Annotated in this window: 16 protein-coding genes; 12 read left to right on the top strand and 4 right to left on the bottom strand. The window is 72.7% G+C overall.

What is annotated here, in order from left to right; all coding sequences use genetic code 11:
- Positions 1-44 precede the first annotated feature (44 nt).
- Entirely contained in the window at positions 45-575 is a 531-nt protein-coding gene (locus OHA17_RS10735) for a TerD family protein (RefSeq protein WP_406506168.1), read from the bottom strand.
- A 165-nt stretch (positions 576-740) separates the two neighbouring features.
- Between OHA17_RS10735 and OHA17_RS10730 the strand changes: the two genes are divergently transcribed.
- The 4 genes from OHA17_RS10730 to OHA17_RS10715 all read left to right on the top strand — a co-directional run bounded on the left by OHA17_RS10730 (position 741) and on the right by OHA17_RS10715 (position 3,957).
- Positions 741-1,568, top strand: coding sequence for an arylamine N-acetyltransferase (locus OHA17_RS10730; RefSeq protein WP_406506166.1), 828 nt, complete (start codon positions 741-743; stop codon positions 1,566-1,568).
- A 112-nt stretch (positions 1,569-1,680) separates the two neighbouring features.
- Positions 1,681-2,286, top strand: coding sequence for a YdbC family protein (locus OHA17_RS10725; RefSeq protein ID WP_053726373.1), 606 nt, complete (start codon positions 1,681-1,683; stop codon positions 2,284-2,286).
- Positions 2,287-2,364: 78 nt separating this feature from the next.
- Positions 2,365-3,024, top strand: coding sequence for a histidine phosphatase family protein (locus tag OHA17_RS10720; protein ID WP_406506165.1), 660 nt, complete (start codon positions 2,365-2,367; stop codon positions 3,022-3,024).
- 12 nt (positions 3,025-3,036) lie between these two features.
- A complete protein-coding gene (locus OHA17_RS10715) occupies positions 3,037-3,957 on the top strand; it encodes an ADP-ribosylglycohydrolase family protein (protein ID WP_406506163.1) in 921 nt (306 codons plus the stop codon).
- A gap of 68 nt (positions 3,958-4,025) precedes the next feature.
- On the opposite strand, the gene OHA17_RS10710 is transcribed toward OHA17_RS10715, so the two are convergent.
- Positions 4,026-5,570: an MFS transporter gene (locus OHA17_RS10710; RefSeq protein ID WP_406510682.1), complete on the bottom strand. Its 1,545-nt coding sequence runs from the start codon at positions 5,568-5,570 to the stop codon at positions 4,026-4,028.
- A 315-nt stretch (positions 5,571-5,885) separates the two neighbouring features.
- Here OHA17_RS10710 and OHA17_RS10705 point away from each other — a divergent pair, with 315 nt between their 5' ends.
- The 3 genes from OHA17_RS10705 to OHA17_RS10695 all read left to right on the top strand — a co-directional run bounded on the left by OHA17_RS10705 (position 5,886) and on the right by OHA17_RS10695 (position 8,161).
- Positions 5,886-6,509, top strand: coding sequence for a TetR/AcrR family transcriptional regulator (locus OHA17_RS10705; protein WP_406506161.1), 624 nt, complete (start codon positions 5,886-5,888; stop codon positions 6,507-6,509).
- Between the two features lie 84 nt (positions 6,510-6,593).
- Entirely contained in the window at positions 6,594-7,304 is a 711-nt protein-coding gene (locus tag OHA17_RS10700; RefSeq protein ID WP_406506159.1) for a ribonuclease HII, read from the top strand.
- A 233-nt stretch (positions 7,305-7,537) separates the two neighbouring features.
- On the top strand, positions 7,538-8,161 hold the full coding sequence (locus OHA17_RS10695; protein WP_406506157.1) for a hypothetical protein: 624 nt from the start codon (positions 7,538-7,540) through the stop codon (positions 8,159-8,161).
- Positions 8,162-8,424: 263 nt separating this feature from the next.
- Here OHA17_RS10695 and OHA17_RS10690 read toward each other — a convergent pair whose 3' ends face one another.
- Both OHA17_RS10690 and OHA17_RS10685 read right to left on the bottom strand, forming a co-directional pair.
- A complete protein-coding gene (locus OHA17_RS10690; RefSeq protein WP_053726366.1) occupies positions 8,425-9,054 on the bottom strand; it encodes a hypothetical protein in 630 nt (209 codons plus the stop codon).
- Between the two features lie 217 nt (positions 9,055-9,271).
- Positions 9,272-11,443 carry a RecQ family ATP-dependent DNA helicase gene (locus OHA17_RS10685; RefSeq protein ID WP_406506155.1) on the bottom strand — a complete coding sequence of 724 codons (2,172 nt, stop codon included), beginning with the start codon at positions 11,441-11,443 and terminating at the stop codon, positions 9,272-9,274.
- 240 nt (positions 11,444-11,683) lie between these two features.
- Between OHA17_RS10685 and OHA17_RS10680 the strand changes: the two genes are divergently transcribed.
- From OHA17_RS10680 to OHA17_RS10660, 5 genes are all read left to right on the top strand, one after another.
- Complete coding sequence (locus tag OHA17_RS10680; protein WP_406506153.1) at positions 11,684-13,600, top strand: FAD-dependent monooxygenase; 1,917 nt, start codon at positions 11,684-11,686, stop codon at positions 13,598-13,600.
- A gap of 103 nt (positions 13,601-13,703) precedes the next feature.
- A complete protein-coding gene (locus OHA17_RS10675) occupies positions 13,704-18,968 on the top strand; it encodes a type I polyketide synthase (protein WP_406506151.1) in 5,265 nt (1,754 codons plus the stop codon).
- 85 nt (positions 18,969-19,053) lie between these two features.
- Complete coding sequence (locus OHA17_RS10670) at positions 19,054-20,751, top strand: (2,3-dihydroxybenzoyl)adenylate synthase (protein WP_406506149.1); 1,698 nt, start codon at positions 19,054-19,056, stop codon at positions 20,749-20,751.
- 60 nt (positions 20,752-20,811) lie between these two features.
- Positions 20,812-21,441 carry a VOC family protein gene (locus OHA17_RS10665; RefSeq protein ID WP_053726361.1) on the top strand — a complete coding sequence of 210 codons (630 nt, stop codon included), beginning with the start codon at positions 20,812-20,814 and terminating at the stop codon, positions 21,439-21,441.
- Positions 21,438-21,680 carry a hypothetical protein gene (locus OHA17_RS10660; protein WP_406506147.1) on the top strand — a complete coding sequence of 81 codons (243 nt, stop codon included), beginning with the start codon at positions 21,438-21,440 and terminating at the stop codon, positions 21,678-21,680. Before OHA17_RS10665 ends, OHA17_RS10660 begins: the two co-directional genes overlap by 4 nt.
- The last annotated feature ends 18 nt before the right edge of the window (positions 21,681-21,698 follow it).

The following is a 21,698-nucleotide window of genomic DNA, read 5'->3' as shown; positions in this document are numbered from 1 at the left end:
GAGGGGACCGGCAATCGCCGGTCCCCTCAGTCGTGCCCAGGGGGTCAGGCCGTCGCGGCGCCCATGGCGGCGATGAAGTCGTCCGGGTCAAGGGCGAAGCCGCGGATGTCCTCGCGAAATGCCCACGCGCCGGACTCGGCGCGGGTGAACTCCGCGACCGTCGCGGCCCGGGAGCCCGCGACCTGCGTGAAGCCGTGGTTCGACAGTTCGGTGTAGCCGTCCCGGATGCGGACACCGGGGTTCGCCACCTCGCCGAAGACGAGGCGCCCCGCCCGCTGCTGGATGATCACGCCGACCACCACGCGGGCGTGCTCCGCGGGCATGCGGCCGAGGTCCAGGGTCATGACCTCGTCGTACCCGAGGCCCTGGCCGGTCCGGCTGTCGCGGTTCAGGTAGATGGTGCCGTCGGGGGAGCGGTTGTCGAAGTACACCCAGTAGTCGGGCTGTCCGTACGGGGCGGCTGCCGGATAGACCCCCGCCACCACATCCAGGTCGTGGGCGGCGGAGCCGAGCGGGCTGGGGTCCCACCGCAGTGCCACCTCGACCGTGCCGAGCCCTTTGCTGATGCCGCTCATTCAAACCCCTCCCCGTGCCTGACCTGCCGCCCCCGCACGCCTCCCATGCTGTCACGCCCGTACTTGTGAAGTCGTTCGAAGAACGGTTTGGCGCGCGGCATCCCGGGCGGTGATCATTGTGTGCGGCGGGGGCCGCGGGGGCCCTCGGGTTTTCACCGGGGGATCATGATGTGGAACGGCCAAGACGTCGACCTGGACGCCTACTTCGCGCGGATCGGCTACGACGGTGATGCCTCGCCCACGCTCAAGACCCTGCGGGAACTGCACCGGGCACACGTGGCGGCGATCCCCTTCGAGAACCTGGACGTGGCCCTCGGCCGGCCCGTCCCGCTGGATGTGAAGAGCCTCGTCGGCAAGCTCGTCGGACAAGCCCGCGGAGGCTACTGCTACGAGCAGAACTCGCTGTTCGCCGCCGTGTTGGAGCGCCTGGGCTTCGAGTTCGGCGGGCGCGGGGCCCGCAACCGGACCCGAGGGACGTCACTTCCGCCGATCACCCACGCGCTGCTCGCGGCCACCGTCGAGGGCCAACTCTGGCTGTGCGACACGGGGTTCGGGAGCCAGGGGCCGCTGGAACCGGTGCCGCTGCGGGACGGCGCGGTCGTGGAGCAGGGCGGGTGGTCCTTCGGCGTCGGCATCGAGGACGACGGCACCCACGTACTGCGCTCGCTGCGGCCCGAGGGATGGCTCGACCTGTACGCCTTCGCGCCGCAGACGCTCTACCCGGCCGACTTCACGGTCATGAACCACTACAGCTCCTTGCACCCCCAATCCCGTTTCGTGGGCCAGGTCGTGGCGCAGCGGACGGCGCCCGGAGTGCGCCGGGCGCTGGTGCGGGACGAGTTCACCACCGTTCGCACGGACGGCACCGAGGAGCGCAGCACGGTGCCCGCCGACGAGCTCGGACGGGTGTTGTCAGAGGTCTTCGATATCGTGATGGAGCGTGAAGAACTCGCACAACTGGGCGCATTGGGGGGTGGGTTGAATGGCCGGTGATTTCGTCTGGGTGTTCGGCGGTGAACTGGGGTTCGGGGCGCACGGCATATTCCCGCGGAAGTACGCCGCCGGAGCCTGACCGGGGCATGGTGGTGCGCCGTACGATGGCGCGGTGCTGGTCAAGTGGATTCGCTGCACCGTGGTGGACCGCCGCGGTTTCGAGCGGGGGCAGCGGAAATGGGCGGGGTTGCTGGGCGAGCCCGGTTTCCGGGGGCAGGGCGGCGGCTGGAGCCGGAGGCGGCCCGAAGTGGCCCATGTCTTCGGCTTCTGGGAGAGCCGCGCGTTCTACGACTCCTTCATGGCGCGGGCGCACGACCGGCTCGCCGCCGCGCAGTCCGGCACGTACAAGGACATCGAGGTGAAGCTCTTCGACCACCGCTTCGACGTGAAGACCGGCTTCGAGCCGCGCTTCACCGACGCGGACGTGGTCCGCGTCGCGCACTGCCGGGTGCACGAGGAGCGGGTCGAGCACTTCGCGCTGATGCAGGAGAAGGTGTGGAACCCGGCGATGGCGGGGTCCCCGGGGATGCTGCGCGGGGTGTTCGCCGAGGCGCCCGGCCATGAGTTCCTGGTGCTCTCCATGTGGCAGTCGGCCGCCGAGCACGGCAAGTACCGGGCCGACCGGGTGGAGCGGCTCTCGCTGCGCGCGCAGACCGAGACCGATGTCGCCGCGCTGACCGGCGACGTCGTCCGGCTCGACGCGGACTGGACGGTCTGAGGCGGCTCCCGGGGCGTCTACGCCGGATGGAGGCCGGACAAGTGCTCGATCGTGGCGCGGGCGATCTAGGGTTTGGGCATGGCAAGACCGCGACGCATCGTCCTCGTCCGGCACGGCGAGTCGGAGGGCAACGCCGACGACACCGTGTACGAGCGCGAGCCCGATCACGCGCTGAGGCTCACCGAGACCGGCCTGCGTCAGGCCGAGGCGACGGGGGAGCGGCTGCGTGCGATGTTCGGGAGCGAGAAGGTCAGCGTCTACGTCTCGCCCTACCGGCGCACCCACGAGACGTTCCGGGCGTTCGGCCTCGACCCGCAGCAGGTGCGGATCCGGGAGGAGCCGCGACTGCGCGAGCAGGACTGGGGGAACTGGCAGGACCGGGACGACGTCAAGCTGCAGAAGGCGTACCGGGACGCGTACGGGCACTTCTTCTACCGGTTCGCCCAGGGCGAGTCCGGGGCCGACGTCTACGACCGGGTGGGGGCGTTCCTGGAGAGCCTCTACCGGAGCTTCGAGGCACCCGACCATCCGCCCAACGTGCTGCTCGTGACGCACGGGCTCACCATGAGGCTGTTCTGCATGCGCTGGTTCCACTGGAGCGTGGCGGACTTCGAGTCGCTGTCCAATCCGGGGAACGCCGAGACCAGGACGCTGCTGCTCGGCGCCGACGGGCGGTACTCGCTGGACCGGCCGTTCCAGCGGTGGCGTGCCCCGGAACCGTACGGGATCACCGGATAGAGTGGAGCCGAGATGACCGCTGACCCCTCCACCGAATCACTCGACCCGCGTTTCGTACGCGCGCTGGGCAGCCTGCGTGGCCTGTCCGTCGGCGACGCACTGGGCTCCCAGTTCTTCGTCCCCGTCAACTACCCCCGCCTCAAGCGCCGGGAACTGCCCGAAGGTCCCTGGCAGTGGACCGACGACACCGAGATGGCCTGTTCGGTCCTCGCCGTGCTCGCCTCGCACGACCGGATCGACCAGGACGCGCTCGCGCTGTCCTTCGCGCACCACCACGACTTCGACCGGGGCTACGGCCCGGCGGTCAACCGGATGCTCCGCCTGGTCAGGGAGGGCGGGGACTGGCGCGAGCTGGCCTCCGCGCTGTTCAAGGGCCAGGGCTCCTGGGGCAACGGCTCCGCGATGCGGATCGCGCCGCTCGGTGCCTGGTACGCGGGCGATCCCGAGCAGGCCACCCACCAGGCCGAGATCTCCTCGTACACCACTCACCAGCACCGCGAGGCCGTCGTCGGCGCCATGGCCGTCGCGGCGGCCGCGGCCCTGGTCGCCGACCCCGCGGGGCCTCCCGGGCCGGGCGAGCTGCTCGACTCGGTGATCGCGCTCGTGCCGCGCAGCGCGGTCGGCGCCGGGCTGCGGCGGGCGCGGGACATGCTGGACTACGACGACGCGGCGACCGTGGCCGCGGTGCTCGGCTCCGGGCGGCGCACCAGCGCGCACGACACGGTGCCGTTCGCCCTCTGGTCGGCGGCGCGCGGGCTCGGCGCCTACGAGTCGGCGTTCTGGACGACCGCGCAGGTGGGCGGCGACGTCGACACGACCTGCGCGATCGTGGGCGGGGTGATCGCGGCCGCACCGGCCGGGGCGCCGCCCGCCGCCTGGCTGGAGCGCACCGAGCAGCTGCCGGACTGGGTCCCGGCCGCCCCGGTCGGCTGACGCGTCCCATCGCGTACAGGAGCCGCCCCGCCCGCTCGCCGCGGCCGTGGCGGCTCCTTCATGGTCAGTCAGAGCGCGGCGCCGGCGCTCTTGCCGCTCAGGGCCTCCAGGTCGCTCTTGCGGACCTGGATGACGAAGACGGCGGTCAGGATCGCCAGGGCGACCAGCGCGACGGCCGCGATGAACGCGATGCCGATGCCGTGCGCGAGGACCGCGTCGCTCCAAGGGGCGGGCAGCTGATGGGACTTGAGGAACGCCGCCTTCTGCTCGGGCGAGCCGTTGGCGAGGAAGTCCTTGACCCGGGCGGTGGCCTCGTGGCGGCTCGCGGTGCCGAACACCGTGGTCAGGATGGACAGGCCGAGCGCGCCGCCGACCTGCTGGGTGGTGTTCAACAGGCCCGAGGCGGCGCCCGATTCCTTGTCGGCGACACCGGAGACGGCGGTCAGGGTCAGGGTGACGAAGTTGAGGCCCATGCCGGTGCCGAACATCAGCATCGGGCCGAGGATCCCGCCCGCGTACGAGCTCTCCGGGTCGATCTGGGTCAGCCAGGCCATGCCGAGGCCGGTGAGCGTGGTTCCGGTCACCATGAAGGGTTTGGGGCCGAGCTTCGGCAGAAGGTTGGAGGAGATTCCGGCGCCCGTGACGATCGCGACCGTCACCGGAAGGAAGGCCAGGCCCGCCTTGATCGGGCTGTAGTGCAGCACGTTCTGCACGAAGAGCACGATGAAGAAGAACATGCCGAACATCGCGGCGGCCAGGCTGAGCATCATCACGTACGTACCCGAACGGTTGCGGTCGGCGAACATCCGCAGCGGCGTGATGGGTTGGGCCGAGCGGCGCTCCACCGCGACGAACAGGAGGAGCAGGAGCACGGCCGCGGCGAACGAGCCCAGCGTGAGCGAGTCGCTCCAGCCGTCCGACGAAGCCCGGATGAACCCGTAGACCAGCGCCGCCATGCCCAGCGTGGACGTCAGCGCGCCGGTGAGGTCGAAGCGGCCCGGATGGCGCTCCGACTCCTTGATGAAGCGGGGCGCGAGGAAGGCGATGAAGAGGCCGATGGGTACGTTGACGAACAGCACCCAGCGCCAGTTCAGCCAGTCGGTGAGCATGCCGCCCGCGAGCAGGCCGATCGCGCCGCCACCGGCCGAGACGGCGGCGAACACGCCGAACGCGCGGTTGCGCTCCGGGCCTTCGGGGAACGTCGTCGCGATCAGCGCGAGCGAGGTCGGCGAGGCGATGGCGCCGCCGATGCCCTGGAGGGCGCGCGCCGCGAGCAACTGCCAGGGCTCCTGGGCGAATCCGCCGAGCAGCGAGGCGAGCGTGAAGGCCAGGATGCCGGTGATGAACATCCGGCGCCGGCCCAGCAGGTCACCGGCCCGGCCGCCGAGCAGCAGCAGCCCGCCGAAGGTGAGCGCGTAGGCGTTGATGACCCAGGTGAGGTCGTTGGTGGAGAAGCCGAGCGCGGTCTGGATGTGGGGCAGAGCGATGTTGACGATGGTGGCGTCGAGCACCACCATCAGCTGGCACGCGGCGATGACGGTCAGGGCTATGCCGGGCCGGGCCGGTCGGTCCTTGGGGCCGGGGCGGGTTTCTGTGGGCTGGGCTGTGCCTATCCGATTGGGCGTCACTGAGGTCCCCCTGAAAGCCGTAGTGAACGCTTCCGTTCACTAATGGCTGACGATAGTGACTGGCCGGGAGCGAACACAAGCCTTTCCCTTGGGAGTTGGGCCCGAGTCGGCCGTGGGCCGGGGCCGGGCCCGGGGGTCGATGGGCCCGGGTGGTGTCTGGAACATCCGGTGACGCGAGGTCACCATGGGAGGCCGGGCACCGCCGCCCACGTACGCTTCAACCCCCGTCCCCAAGGGTGGAACACCGTCCCCAACAGGGGATATCCGTCCCCGCGGAGAGTCCCCAACGGAGAGAAGAAGATGGCTACTTCGCGCTGGACCGACACCGGGGCACGGCCCGTCTCGCTGCGCCGCCGGGGCCCCGTCCTGGAGCGGGCGATCCTGGACGCCGCGCTGGAACAGCTGAGCACGGTCGGCTGGAGCGGTCTCACCATGGAGGGGGTGGCCGCCGGCGCGCAGACCGGGAAGGCCGCGGTCTACCGCCGCTGGCCCTCCAAGGCGGAGCTGGTCGCGGACGCGCTGCGGTCCGGCTTCCCCGGCCTCGACGACGCGCCGGACCACGGTTCCGTACGCGAGGACCTCTACCAGCTGTGCCGAAGGGTCCGCGGGACCATGTACTCGCGGTCCGGCCACGCACTGCGGTCGGTCCTTTACGAATGCGACAGCGCCTCGGCCGACCGGTTCCACGAGCTGATCCTGCAGCGGGTGATCGAGCCCGCCAACAAGCTCTTTCGTGAGGTGGTGCGCCGCGGAATCGAGCGGGGCGATGTGCGCCCCGACGCCACCGGCGAGCTCGTCTTCGATGTGATCCCGGGGCTGATGATGTACCGGCAGAAGGTGTGCGGAAGCGAATGGAGCGACGAGGACATCGCCGCGATGATCGACCAGGTCATGGTGCCGCTGCTGCGTCCCCGCAAGGGCTGACCGCGGCCTCGGAGCGGCCCGTGGGCGATCGGCGCGGACCTGGGTGTCGCGGGCGGTCCCCGGCGGCGTAACCTTGCAAGCGCCATGCCGTACGAACCACCCACCCACACCGTCGAGCGCTCGATCCGCGCCACGACCGGGGCCAAGATCGTCGCCGGTGTCGACGAAGTCGGACGCGGGGCGTGGGCCGGTCCCGTCACGGTGTGCGCAGCCGTCACCGGACTGCGCCGCCCGCCCGCCGGACTCACCGACTCCAAGCTGATCACGCCCAAGCGCCGCACCGAGCTCGCCGCGGTCCTTGAGGGCTGGGTCACCGCCTACGCGCTCGGCGACGCCTCACCCGAGGAGATCGACGAGCTGGGCATGACGGCGGCCCTGCGGCTTGCCGCGGTGCGCGCCCTGGAGGCGCTGCCGGTCCGGCCGGACGCGGTGATCCTGGACGGGAAGCACGACTACCTCGGCCTTCCCTGGCGGGTCCGTACGGTGATCAAGGGTGACCAGTCCTGCATCGCGGTCTCCGCCGCCTCGGTGATCGCCAAGGTGCGCAGGGACGCGATGATGGCCCAACTCGCGGGCGCCCAGGGTCAGTACGCCGGATTCGGCTTCGCCGAGAACGCCGGCTATCCCTCGCCCGTGCACAAGGCGGCGCTGGAGGAACTGGGGCCGACGCCCTACCACCGGCTGTCCTGGTCGTATCTGGACGCGCTGCCACGGTGGCGGCATCTCAAGAAGACGCGGCTGTCCGCGGAGGCGGCCGCACTCGAAAGCGGGGGACAGCTCGGCTTCGACTTCTGACCCGGATCACCCGCGGATTCCGGACGATTTCCGGAGGTTATCGGTCCGTTGTCCGGATGGTGCGACCCCGTTCCCGGAGCCTTCCGGTCCGCTTCGCGGACGTGGGAAAGTGCCGGGCCGCATCCCGAAATCCCTGGACTTTCCCGCCCAGTTGCGAGGAGACTCCGCCCCGATCGCACCTTTGTGCCCACCCGCCGGTGACGCCTTCACCGGCATTTGATAGACATCAACTCATGCCTCTCATCCCCGAGGAGCCTCAGATTCACGAGAGTGCCCAGGGTCCCCGCGTCACCCCGGCCGCCGGCCGCACCGCGCAGACCCCTCACCCCGTACCCGGTCCGCGTCCCGCGGCCGCACCGCGTCCCGGACGCCCGGGCCCCGGCCCGGCCCGGCCCACGCCCCCCGCGCAGCGGACGCACGGCGCCGCCGCGCAGACCCCGCCGAATCGGCCACCGAGCCCTGCTGGCCCGCAGATCCAGCTGATCCCGGCTCCGGCCGACGGCGCGCTCGACGCCGCGGGCGAAGCGGTGGACCTGCTGCTCGACACCGGCCGCGCGCCGGGCGACATCCTGGTCCTCACCACCGGTGAGGCGCACCCGTGGGCGGCGCACGAGCTGTCCTTCGGCGAGGACGCCTACTGGGCCCAGCACGACGCCCGCGACGACGTCTTCTACGCCGGTGCCGCCACCGTGGAACGGGCCTCGGCCCGGCCCGTGGTCGTCGTCGCCGTCAACGCCGACGCGGCCGACGACACTGCCGCCCGCACGCTGCCGCTCGCCCTGGCCCGCGCCGAGGCGCTGCTCATCGTGTGCGGCGACCCGCAGCGGATCAACGCGGCGCTGGGCGCCGGAGTCTGAGCTCCGGCCCAGGAGCCCAGGCCCTCGCGCGGCATCGTCACGGACGCGCGGGCCCGAGTCGGGAATCCGGGGCGAGCGCTCCGGAGCCCGAGGCCCAGAGGCCGTGCCGCCATGCCCCTGGCCGGATCCGTCCGGCGGGGCGGCGGCCGGGCTCGGAACCGGGCCGGCTCCCAAGCCGGATCAGCTCTCAGACCGGACCAGCTCTCCAACCGGACGAGCACTCACAGCGGGCCACGCCCGTGTCCCGGCCGTGCCGGAACGGTTCAGCGCGCGGCGGTGCGCCGCAGCATCTCCACCGCGCCGGCTCCCGAGCGCAGCGGCAGTGGCTCGGCCAGCTCGTTCTCGGCGTCGGCCAGCGAATCCGGCCCGGCGATGGAGCTCGGACGGCGGCCGCCGCGGCCCTCGCCGAGCACCTGCCAGCCACCGCGCGTCAGCGTGATGTACGCGCCGCAGCGCAGCCCGTGCAGCGTGCAGGCGTCGCGCAGACCCCACAGCCAGGCGCCGTCCTCCTCCGTCCAGCGCTCGTCGCCGTCGCGGCAGTAGAGCAGCACTGCGGTGCGCACCGGAGCCCGGCGGCGCAGATCGTGCGGGATCACCCGGCGCAGGTGCGCGAGCAGCGCGTTGCGGAACTCCCAGCCGTCGGCCGGAGCCGCGCGGCGGGTGAACGACGCGCTCGCCGCGAGCCGTTCCTCATGGTCGAGGACCGCGACGACCGCGGTCGTGGGCGTCGGCCGGTGCCGGGCGTGCAGTCCGCTGACGACCTCACGGGGATTGCGCAGCAGCGGAATGCCGGCCGCGGCCCACTCGGCGGGCTCCAGGATCCGGCCGAAGCGGTTCGTGGAGTCGGCCGGCATGGGGGTGGACGCCGCGGACGGAGAGAATCCGAAGGTCACGGTCCTCCCTTCCGGATACGCGCCCACAGTGCGGGCAGGGTCGGGTGAGGGCGCACCACGGCACAGCCCTTCCGGACCACAGGGGGACCGTGCGGGGGCGGATCCAATTCTTGCCGCCGCGAGGTCAGGCGGCAACGAGCAATTGACGCCGCTGACCTGAATCGACGGGTATGGCACTCATATCCCTGCCCAGCGGCACCCCCGGTCACCCCTGCCGTCACGACTGGACCGCGAGGACCAGCGGGAACACCCCCTTGGCTCCGGAGCGGCGCAGCAGCCGGGCCGCCACCGCCAGCGTCCAGCCCGTGTCGGACGCGTCGTCGATCAGCAGCACCGGGCCCTGGGCCTCGGCGAGCGCGGTCGACAGGGCGTCCGGAACGACGAAGGCGTGGTGCAGCGCGCGCACCCGCTGGGCGCTGTTGGACTGGGCGATCCGCTCGCCCGCCGGGCCCTCGGCGTACTCCAGCGAGCCGAGCAGGGGCATCCGGCCGATCTCACCGATCCGTGCGCCGAGCGAGGAGACGAGCACGGGCCGGGTGCGCGAGGGCACCGTCACCACGCCGGCCGGCCGCTGCGGCGCGTCGGGGCGGCCCGAGGCCCAGCCGCCGGGGCCCTTCGCCCAGTCGGCGAGCACGCTCACCACGGCCTGCACCACGTCGTCCGGCACCGGCCCGTCCGGGGCGCCCGGCGCGAGCATCGGGCGTAGCCGGTTGCCCCAGCCGATGTCCGAAAGCCGCCCCAACGCCCTTCCGGAAAAGGCCAGTTCGCCCGCGGGGATGCGCCCCTTCAGGTCGATGCCGATCGCCGCGAGGCCCGTGGGCCACATCTTGCGGGGCTCCACCTCCGCGCCCGGCCTGGTCAGCTCGCCGCGCGCCTCGTCCAGGGCCGTGCCCGAGACGTCCGCGGTGAAGCGGGCGCCCGCGCAGTTGTCGCAGCGCCCGCACGGCTCCGCCTGCTCGTCGTCGAGCTGACGGCGCAGGAACTCCATGCGGCAGCCCGTCGTCGACGCGTAGTCGCGCATCGCCTGCTGCTCGGCGGAGCGCTGCCGGGCGACCCACGCGTACCGCTCGGTGTCGTACACCCAGGGCTCGCCCGTGCTCGTCCAGCCGCCCTTGACCCGGTGCACCGCGCCGTCCACGTCGAGCACCTTGAGCATTGTCTCCAGGCGTGTGCGGCGCAGCTCCACCAGGGGTTCCAGGGCGGGCAGCGACAGCGGGCGGCCGGCCTCGGCGAGGACGTCCAGGGTGCGGCGGACCTGCTCCTCGGGCGGGAAGGCCACCGACGCGAAGTACTTCCAGATCGCCTCGTCCTCGCGGCCCGGGAGCAGCAAAACCTCCGCGTGGGCCACGCCGCGGCCCGCGCGGCCGACCTGCTGGTAGTAGGCGATGGGGGAGGAGGGCGAGCCCAGGTGGACCACGAAGCCCAGGTCCGGCTTGTCGAAGCCCATGCCGAGCGCCGAGGTGGCGACCAGGGCCTTGACCCGGTTGGCGAGCAGATCGTCCTCGGCCTGCTGGCGGTCCGCGTTCTCCGTCTTGCCGGTGTACGAGGCGACCGTGTGCCCGCGCCGGCGCAGATAGGTGGTGATCTCCTCGGCCGCCGCGACGGTGAGCGTGTAGATGATTCCCGAGCCCGGCAGCTCGTCGAGGTGGTCGGCGAGCCAGCCGAGCCGGTGCGCCGCGTCCGGCAGCGCGAGCACGTTGAGGCTGAGGCTCTCGCGGTCCAGGGGGCCGCGCAGCACCAGCGCGTCCGAGCCGCCGCCGGTGCCGAGCTGCTCGGCCACGTCCGCCGTCACCCGTGCGTTCGCGGTCGCGGTGGTGGCCAACACCGGGACGCCCGGCGGCAGTTCGGCCAGCATGGTGCGCAGCCGGCGGTAGTCGGGCCGGAAGTCGTGACCCCAGTCGGAGATGCAGTGCGCCTCGTCCACCACGAGCAGCCCCGTGGCCGCGGACAGCTTCGGCAGCACGTTGTCCCGGAAGTCCGGGTTGTTCAGGCGCTCCGGCGACACCAACAGCACGTCCACCGCGCCCGCCGCGACCTCCTCCTGGACGGTGTCCCACTCCTCGGGGTTCGCCGAGTTGATCGTCCGGGCGGTGATGCCCGCCCGGGCCGCGGCATCCACCTGGTTGCGCATCAGCGCGAGCAGCGGCGAGACGATCACGGTGGGGCCCGCGCCCTGGGCCCGCAGCAGCGCGGTCGCCACGAAGTACACCGCGGACTTGCCCCAGCCGGTGCGCTGCACGACGAGCGCCCGGCGCTTGTCGGCGACCAGCGCCTCGATCGCCCGCCACTGGTCCTCGCGCAGCCGCGCGGTGCCGGTGGCGTCCCCGACGAGACGGGCGAGGACGGTGTCGGCCTCGGTGCGCAGTTCCGCGTTGCTCGTGTGCTCCATGCCCCCATACAACAGGACACCTCTGACAATCGCGGAACGAACCGTTCCTGATCGGCCATTCCCGCTGGTCATCGAGGCGCGCGGCAGTCGGCCCCGGCCGGGCGTGGCCGCCTTGAAGGCACCTTGAAGCACCTTGAAGACGCCTTGAAGACGGCTTGAGCCCGCCACGCGAAGCTCCCTCACGTCGCCCGGAGAACGCCCCGGGCAGATGCCGCCGAGCAGGGAAAGAGGGTGCTGGCCGTGCTGGATGTCGCTGTCGTCGGGGGAGGTCCCGGAGGGCTGTTCCTCGCCAGGCTGCTGATGCTGCGGGGAACCGCCCGGCAGGTCACCGTCCACGAGCGCAACGCCCCCGACGCCACGTTCGGATTCGGCGTCGTCTTCTCGGACCGTACGATGTCCGCCTTCGAGCGGGCCGACCCCGCCACCCACCGCCGGATCGTCGAGGCCAGCGTCGCCTGGACCGACATGGAACTGCGGTACGGCGGGCGGTCGTTGCGCTACGGCGGGTACGGATTCACCGCCATCGCCCGCAAGACGCTGCTCGCCATCCTTCAGGAGCAGGCCGCCGGGGCCGGGGCCGATCTGCGCTTCGAGGACCCGGCCGACGCCCTGGAGCTCACCTCCGCACACGACGTGGTGGTGGCGGCCGACGGCGTCAACTCGGCGACCCGCAACGCCCTTTCGGACCGCTTCGGCACCCTGGCCCGGCCCGGCGCGGGCAAGTACGTCTGGTTCGGCACCCGGGCCCCCTTCGAGGTGGTGACCTTCCCGTTCGTGCGGACCGCGTTCGGCGCCTTCGCCGCGCACGCCTATCCGTACGGAGAGGGGCTGCACACCTTCATCGTCGAGACCGACGAGACCACTTGGCGGGCGGCGGGACTCGAAACCTCCACCGAGCGGTCCGCCGCCCCCGGGGTGAGCGACACCTACGCCCAGGAGCTCATGGAGCAGGTCTTCGCCGAACAGCTCCAGGGCCACCCGCTCCTGGTGAACAACAGCAAGTGGGCCAACTTCCTGCACGTGAGCAACCGCTCCTGGTCGCACCGCAATCTCGTCCTCCTGGGGGACGCGGCGCACACCGCGCACTTCTCCGTGGGTTCGGGCACCAAGATGGCGATGGAGGACGCGATAGGGCTCGCCGCCGAACTGGCGGCTAGAGGCGAGGAAGACCCCGTCGAGGGCGCGCTCTGCCGCTACGAGGCGCGGCGCCGCCCGGAGACCGAGCGCACCCAGCGCTGGGCGCTGCCCAGCATGCGCTGGTGGGAGACGTTCGGCTCGCGCATGGACCGGGAGCCCGACCGCTTCGGATTCCACTTCCTGACCAGGACCAGCGCGATCGGCCTCGCGGGCCTGCGCCGCCGCCACCCCGAACGCATCGCCGCCGCCGAGGAGGCCTACGCCCACGACGCGCCGCGCACCGCGACAGCCGTCCCCGGCGGGCACGCGCTCGGCGCGCCGCTGCGGCTTGGCGGCACGCTGCTGCGCAACCGGCTCGTCACGGTCGTCGCGGACCGGGCCGAGCGGCAGATCCGCGCCTGCGAGGCGTACTCGGTGGCCGGCAGCTCCCTGGTGCTCGCCGACTGGCGGCGCCCGGTCGGCGCCGGCGAGAGCGACGCCTGGCGCGCCGCCCTGGAGCGCGTCTTCTTCGACGCCACCGTGCTCGGCGTGGTCCTGCGCGCCCTGGACACGGCGGCGGCCGACCGGGCCGAGGCCGTCGGCTTCCCCGTCGTCGAGGTCGTCCTCGACGACATCGGCCACTGCGACGAGGCCGAGGCCGCCGAACACGGGCTCCTGGAACGGAAGTTCCTCGGCTCGCTCCCCGCGGGCGCCGCGCTGATCGCCGGTCTCGGCTGCCCCGGGACCGGGGCGTACGAGAACGACGCTCTGGTCGAGCGGGCCCTCGGGGCAGCCGAAGCGGGCGCCTGCGCCCTGCATCTGCGAGCGTCCGACGGCACGGGCCTCGCGCACGCCCTGGAGCACGCGGACCGGATCCGTACCGCCACAGGGCTGCCCGTGGTGCTCGCGTCCACCGACGGCTGGGCGCTGGAAACGCCCGCCGACCGCGCCGAAGGACAGCACGCGCTGCTGCACACCGCCCTGGTCGCCGGACGGATCGACGCCGTCTCCGGCTGGCCGCTCACCGGGCCCGGCCGCTGACCGCGGCCCCGCGACTTTCCCTCTTCCACCCGCACGGCACTTCTTTCCACCCGCACGGCACATCCCCCGTCAACCGCAAAAAGCTGCCCCCATGGAGGAGCACGTGAACACCCCGATCGAAGGTCCCCGCGACATCCGGTCCGGTTCCGAGCCCATCGCCGTCATCGGCATGGGTTGCCGTTTCGCCGGCGGCGTGGATTCGCCCGAGTCGTTCTGGAAGCTGCTGACCGCCGGCACGGATGCGATCTCCGAGGTGCCGCCGGAGCGCTGGGCGGCTTATGAGGCCGCGTCGCCGCAGAACGGCGCGGCCCTGCGCCGCACCACCCGCAACGGCGGATTCCTCGACGACATCGAGGGGTTCGACGCGGAGTTCTTCGGGATCACCCCGCGCGAGGCCGAGCTCATGGACCCGCAGCAGCGGATCGTCCTGGAGGTGTCGTGGGAGGCTCTTGAGCACGCGGGAATCGCCCCGCAGTCCCTGGCCGGGACGGATGCCGGGGTGTTCATCGGCGTCGGCTCGGACGACTACGGCCGGCGCATGCTGGAGGACCTGCCGCGCATCGAGGCCTGGACGGGGATCGGCGCCGCGTTCTGCGCGGTCGCCAACCGTGTCTCCTACACCCTGGACCTGCGCGGTTCCAGCCTCGCCGTCGACACGGCCTGCTCGGCCTCCCTGGTCGCGTTCCACCTCGCCGTCCAGGCGCTGCGCGACGGCGATGTGCCGGTGGCGCTGGCCGGTGGCGTCAACATCATGGCGGGCCCGGGCCTGACCATGGTCCTGGACGCGGCGGGTGCTGTTTCGCCGGACGGGCGCAGCAAGTCGTTCGACGCGGCCGCCGACGGTTACGGACGCGGTGAGGGCGCCGGTGTCGTGGTGCTCAAGCGGCTCGCCGACGCCCGCCGCGACGGCGACCGCGTCCTCGCCGTCATCAAGGGCACCGCCGTCAATCAGGACGGCCGCACCAACGGCATCATGGCGCCGAGCTCCGAGGCCCAGGCCCACCTCCTGCGCCAGGCCTACCGCAGTGCCGGTGTGGACCCGCTCACCGTCGACTACATCGAGGCGCACGGCACCGGAACGCGGGCCGGCGACCCCATCGAGACCACCGCCATGGCCGAGGTGTTCGGCGCCGGACGCCCCGCCGACCAGCCTGTCCTGATCGGTTCGGTGAAGCCCAACATCGGCCACCTGGAGGCCGGGGCGGGCGTGGCGGGCCTGATCAAGGCCGTGCTGGCCCTGCACCACGCGCACATTCCGCCGCAGGCCAACTTCCACACGCCCAACCCGGCCATCGACTGGGAGGCGTCCCGTCTCAAGGTCGTCGCCGAGCCGACCCCCTGGCCAGTGACGGGCCGTCCGCGCCGCGCCGGTGTCTCCGGCTACGGCTACGGCGGCACGATCGGCCACATCGTCCTGGAACAGGCCCCCGAGGGCGAGGGGGCGGCCCTTGCCGGGGCCCCGGCCGCCGAGGACGGCGTACGCCTGTTCCCGCTGTCGGGTGCGACCGAGGCCGGCACGCGTGCCCAGGCGGCGGCCCTCGCCGACTGGCTGGATGCCGAGGCGGGCGGGACGCCGCTCGACGACGTCGCCCGCACCCTGGCCGTGCACCGCGGCCACGCCGCGAGCCGCGCGGTGGCCGCCGCGTCCGATGCGGCCCAGCTCGTCACCCGGCTGCGGGCGTTCGCGGCCGGAGAGGGCGAGGACGGCATCGAGACGGGCACCGTGGTGTCCGGCGCTGCCCGGGGTGCGGTGTGGGTGTTCTCCGGTCACGGCTCGCAGTGGGCCGGCATGGGCCGCGAACTCCTGGCCGAGGAGGCCGAGTTCGCCAAGGTCCTCGACGAGATCGACCCCATTTTCCTGGCCGAGATCGGCTTCTCGCCGCGCCGGGTGCTGCTCGACGGCGATCTCACCGACGTCGACAAGATCCAGCCGATGATCTTCGCCATGCAGGTCGGCCTGGCCGCCGTGTGGCGCGAGCGCGGCCTGGAGCCCGCCGCCGTCATCGGCCACTCCGTGGGCGAGATCGCCGCCGCGGTCGTCTCCGGCATCCTCTCGCCGGCCGACGGCGCCCGCCTCATCTGCCGCCGCTCGGCGCTGCTGAGCCGGGTCGCGGGCAAGGGCGCCATGATCATGGTCGCGCTGCCCTTCGACGAGGTCACCCACCGCCTGCACGGCCGCACCGATGTGACCGCGGCCATCTCCGCCTCGCCCGGCTCCACCGTCGTCGCCGGTGACACCGACGCCGTCGAGGAGCTCGCCGCGGCCTGGGAGGCCGAGTTGCTCGTGGTGCGCCGCGTCGCCTCCGACGTCGCCTTCCACAGCGCCCACATGGACCCGCTGCTCGCCGAACTGGGCGCCGCCACCCACGACTTGACGATCGGGGAGCCCGCGCTGCCCGTCTACAGCACCATGCTCGCCGACCCGCGCGGCAACGCCCCGCGTGACGGCGCCTACTGGGCCGGAAACCTGCGCAACCCGGTCCGCTTCACCCAGGCCGTCACCGCCGCCGCCGAGGACGGCTTCCGCGCCTTCGTCGAAATATCCGGGCATCCCGTGGTCGCCCACTCCATCGGTGAGATCCTGGACGGGCTCGGCATCGAGGACGCCGTCGTCGCGCACGGCCTGCGCCGCAACAAGCCCGAGCGGGACATCCTGCTCGCCAACGTCGCGGCCCTGCACTGCCACGGCGTGTCCCTCGACTGGGCGGCCGTCACCCCGGGCCGCCTCGCCGACCTGCCGCACACCGTCTGGCAGCACCGGCGCTACTGGTACGAGTCGGCCGGGAACGTCGGCGGCGGCACCCAGCACGACGTGGAGAGCCACACCCTGCTCGGCGGCCAGACCGCCGTCAACGGCCACACCCCGGCCCGCCTGTGGCAGACCTACCTCGACGAGTCGTGCCGCCCCTACCCGGGCGACCACCCCGTCCAGGGCGTCGAGATCATCCCGGCCACGGTGTTGCTCAACACCTTCTTCACGGCCGCCGCCCACGAAGGCGAGCGCCCCGGCCTCGCGGACGTCACCCTCAAGGTGCCGGTCGCCGTGTCCACCCCGCGCGAGCTCCAGGTCGTCCACCACGAGGGCACGGTCCGCCTCGCCTCGCGCATCATCGGCGATGGCACTGCCGACGACACCGACGCGTCCTGGCTGACCCACACCACCGCCGTCGTCTCGCCCGGCACCGCGGTCGGCCAACGCGCCCTGGATGCCGCGCAGTTGCGCACCACCTGCGCCGAAGTGCTCGACACCGCTTTCAACATCGACCGGCTCGCCGGCATCGGTGTCGCCGCGATGGGCTTCCCGTGGGAGGTCAAGGAGATGCGGCGCGCGGAGGGCGAGATCTTCGCCGTCGTCGCGGCCCAGCCGGGCGGTCAACTGCCCAGCTCCTGGGGCTCGGTGCTGGACGCGGCGCTGTCCATCGCCTCCGTCGTCTTCCCGGGCGAACCGATCCTGCGGATGCCCGCGCACATCCGGGAGGCCGCCGTGGCGGGCGACTGCCCCGCCGAGGTGCTCCTGCACGTCGCGACCGTCGAGGGCGCGGCCGCCGTGGACACCGTCGACGTCTCCATCGCCGCCACCGACGGCCGCCTCCTGGCCCGCCTCACCGGCCTGCGCTACGGCGTCCTGGACGGCGACCCCGGCGCCACCGCCAGCCCCCGGCGCCTGGTCAGCGAACTGGCCTGGCGGCCCCTCGAACTGCCCGCCGAACCCGCCCGCGAGCGTGCCGCGGTGACCGCCGCCGTGATCGTAGGTGACCGCAAGACCGGCCTGCGCATCGGCGAGGCACTGTCCGCGACCGGCCTGCCCTGGACGGCCATCGACACCCCGGACGACCTGACCGCGCTCGCCGAGCCGCTCACCTCCACCACCGCCGTCCTCGTGGTGCCCGAGCGGGCCGGCGCCGCCGACAGCGTCAGCGGCGCCGCCGTGGACGCCGCCTGGCTGGTCACCCGCACCGCGCAGCAACTCGCCGCGGCAGGGCCCGACGCGCACCCCGGCCTGTGGTGCGTCACCCGGGGCGTGCGCGAGTCCCTGACCGCCGAGTCCCTGGGCGACGCCCCGCTGTGGGGACTTGGCCGGGTCATCGGCGGCGAGCACCCCGAACTGTGGGGCGGCACCGTCGACCTGGCCGACGACACCGACCCCGAAGCGCTGGCCGCACTCGTCGACGTCGTACGCGCCCAGCCCGGCGAGGACCTCGTCTCGGTGCGCGGCGCCTCGATCGAGACCGCCCGCCTGACTGCCATCGAGCGCGAGCCCGTGCGGGCCGCCCTGGAATGCCGGCCCGACGGCACCTACCTGATCACCGGCGGACTCGGGGTGCTCGGCCTGGAGGTCGCCACCTGGCTCGCCGGACGCGGCGCCCGCCGCCTGGTCCTGGCCGGCCGGCGCGGCCTGCCGCCGCGCACCGCCTGGGACGAGATGACCGACACGACGACCCGCCGCCAGATCGAGGCGGTCCGCGCCCTGGAGGGGCTCGGCGTCAGCGTCCGCGTGGTCTCCGTCGACATCACCGACGCCCAGGCCGTCGCCGCGGCCCTCTCCCCGGGGGCCCTCGACCTGCCGCCGATCCGCGGCATCGTGCACGCCGCCGGTGTCCTCGACAACCGGATGGCCGCGGGCGTCGACGAGGACTCGCTCGCCCACGTCATGGGCCCCAAGGTGGCCGGAGCGATGGTCCTGCACGAGCTGTTCGCCCCGGACAGCCTGGACTTCTTCACCCTGTTCTCCTCCTGCGGCCAGCTCCTCGGCCTGCCCGGCCAGGCCAGCTACGCCTCCGGCAACGCCTTCCTGGACGCGCTCGCCGCCCACCGCGCGGCCCTCGGCGACACCAGCACCGTCAGCTACGCCTGGACCTCCTGGCGGGGCCTGGGCATGTCGACCTCCTCGGAACTCATCGACGCCGAACTCGCCGCCCGCGGCACCGCCGACATCTCCGCCGCCGAGGCGTTCCGCAGCTGGGAATTCGCCTCCCGCTACGACGCCCCCTACTACGCCGTGCTCCGCACCATCGAACTGGAGCCCTCCGCCGTCCGCCCGCCCCTGCTCGACGAACTCACCGTCGAGATGGCCGAGTCCGCCACCGACCAGGGCGAGGCCGCCTGGGCCACGCTGGAGCCCGAGGAGCTGCACGCCCACCTGGTGGACGCGGTACGCGGCCTGGTCGCGGCCGAGATGAAGTGGGCGCCCGACTCCTTCGACGTGCGGCGCCCGCTCATGGAAATGGGCCTCGACTCGGTGATGACCCTGGTCATCCGGCGCCGCCTGGAGAAGCTCTTCCGGCTCGCGCTGCCGGCCACGCTCCTGTGGGACCGCCCCACCGTGACCGCCATCGCCGACTTCCTCGCCGAGCGGCTCGCCGCCTGAGACCGCGGCCCGGCCCCGTCCGAAAGAGGTCGGGGCCGGGCCGCCCCCCTGCACGGATCCACCCGATCGAGCGAAGGAGGAGAAGATGAAGCGCGCCGGGACCGTCCCGTGGCCCGAGCACGAGGCCGAGCGCTACACCGCGGCCGGCTACTGGCGCGGCCGCCCGCTGGGCGACTGGATGTGGAGCTGGAGCGAGAGCTACGGATCCCGTACGGCACTGGTGGACGGTCGGACCAGGACCGGCTACCGCGAACTGGCCGTCCGCGCCGACGCGTTGGCGGAGCGCCTCGTATCGCTGGGCCTCGGCGACGGGGACAACCTGCTCGTCCAGCTCCCCAACCGCTGGGAGTTCGTGGCGCTGTTCCTGGCCTGCCAGCGCATCGGCGTGGCACCGGTCCTGGCCCTCATGCCGCATCGCGAGCACGAGCTGGAGTACCTGGCCGAACTCGCCGACGTCGCGGCCATCGCCGTCCCCGACACCTGCCGCGACTTCGACCACCAGGCGCTCGCCGCCAAGATCGCCGGGACCCGGCCGCGCCCTGTCCCCGTCCTGGTCGTCGGCGACCACGTCGAGCCGGGCCATGTGGACCTGCGGGCCGCCCTGCGCGTCGAGGGCGACGCCGAGGAGCGCCGCCGCCGGCTCGACGAACGGGCCCCGGACGCCGGGGAGGTGGCGCTGTTCCTGCTCTCGGGCGGCACCACCGGACTCCCCAAGATCATCGCGCGGACGCACAACGACTACGAGTACAACTTCCGCCGCAGTGGCGAGGTCTGCGGCTTCACCGCCGAAACCACCTATCTGGCCGCCCTTCCCCTCGCGCACAACTTCCCGCTCGGCTGCCCGGGCGTGCTGGGCACCCTCGCGGTGGGCGGTCTGGCCGTCCTGTCGCCCTCGCCGCACCCCAGGGCCGCGTTCGCCGAGATCGCCCGCGAGCGCGTCACCGCCACCTCGGTGGTGCCCGCCGTCGCCCACCGCTGGCTGGAACACGCCGCCGACACCCCGTACGACCTCGGCAGCCTGGAACTGCTCCAGGTCGGCGGCTCCGTCCTGCCCGCCGAGCTCGCCCGCGAGCTCGGTCCGGGCCTGGGCTGCACCCTCCAGCAGGTGTACGGAATGGCCGAAGGCCTGCTCAACTACACGCGGCCGGACGATTCTCCGCAGGTCCTGCGCGAGACCCAGGGCCGGCCGATCTCCGAGGCGGACGAGATCCTCGTGGCCGACGCCGAGGGCCGCCCGGTGCCGACCGGCGCCACCGGTGAGCTCCTCACCCGGGGCCCGTACACGCCCCGCGGCTACTACCGCGCCCCGCAGCACAACCAGCGGGCCTTCACCGCCGACGGCTGGTACCGCACGGGCGATCTCGTACGGTGGCACCCCACCGGCAACCTCGTCGTCGAAGGACGGCTCAAGGACCTGGTCAACCGCGGCGGCGAGAAGGTCTCCATCGACGAGGTCGAGGACCTGGTGCGGGCGGTGCCCGGCGTCGCGGACGCGGCGGCCCTGGCCCTGCCCGACCCGGCGCTCGGTGAACGCGTCGGTGTCTGCGTGATCCCGGGGGACGGGCCGCGGCCCACCCTGGAAACCATCCACGCCTTCTTCGCGGCACACGGCGTAGCGGCCTTCAAAACCCCCGAACTCCTCCATCTGGTGGACGAGTTCCCCCTGACTCCGGTCGGCAAGGTGGACCGCCGCACCCTGCGCGAGCGGGTCCTGGCGCTCACCCGGGTGAGCGTGCCCACCCAGCCGAAGGCGCAGCCGAGCCAGGCCCCGGCCCCCGCCTGACACACCAGTTGAACCCCCGACTCCCCCCCGCTCCACGCTCCACAGCGAAAGGAACAAGCCATGTCGCAGATCCCGGCGGCCGGTGCGCCGCTCGACACCGGATCGCTGCGCCTCAAGGGCGTCGACCACCTCGCGCACGTCACCTGGAAGCCCGAGGAGACCCTGCACTTCTACCGCGACGTGCTCGGCCTGCCCCTGGTCCACGCCATCACCGCGACCGGCTGGGTCACCGAGGACTTCCCCGACTTCGTGCACTTCTTCTTCGCCCTCGGCAAGGGCAACCACCTGGCCTTCTTCTACTACTTCGGGCTGCCCGAGGAGGAGGACCCGGGCGACCTCATGCACCGCTCGCGCCACCTGGCGCTGCACGTCGACACCGAGGAGGAGCTGACCGCCTGGCGCGTCCGCCTCAAGGAGCACGGCGTACGGGTCACCCCGCCGCTCGCCCACGAACTCCTGGAGTCCCTCTACTTCGACGACCCCAACGGAATCCAGCTGGAGATCACCCGCCCGCTGCGCGCCTTCGCCGAAGTCGACGCACGCGACGCCGAGTTGACGCTCCGGGCCCTGAGCGACATCGCGAAGGGCGAGCGCCCCACCGTCGAGGACATGTGGCGCCGCAAGGGCGAACTCGCCCGCGACCACGCCGAGCAGGCCGCCCCGGCCGAGGAGAAGGTGAGCACCCGATGACCACGCTGTACGTACTGGACATCCCCGAGTTCGACGACCTGGTCCGCGTCGCCCGCGACACCGGGTACGGCATCCGCTCCGCGGGCGACTACGTCGAGGTGACCGCGGACGGGCCCCTGGTGCTCGCCCGGGACGCGGTCGGCGCCCGCCCCGCGATCTGGTTCGCCGCGCTGACCGGCGGCTACAGCGGCTGGCTCGTCCACCTCGACGAGGACGAACTCTGCCTGGACGAGGGCTGAGACCGCCCCGGTGCGGCA

The organism is Streptomyces sp. NBC_00212 (genome assembly GCF_045206365.1).
Classification (GTDB): Bacteria; Actinomycetota; Actinomycetes; order Streptomycetales; family Streptomycetaceae; genus Streptomyces.
The sequence above is the reverse complement of the archived record's forward strand: the minus strand, read 5'-3'. Positions and strand labels throughout refer to the sequence as shown.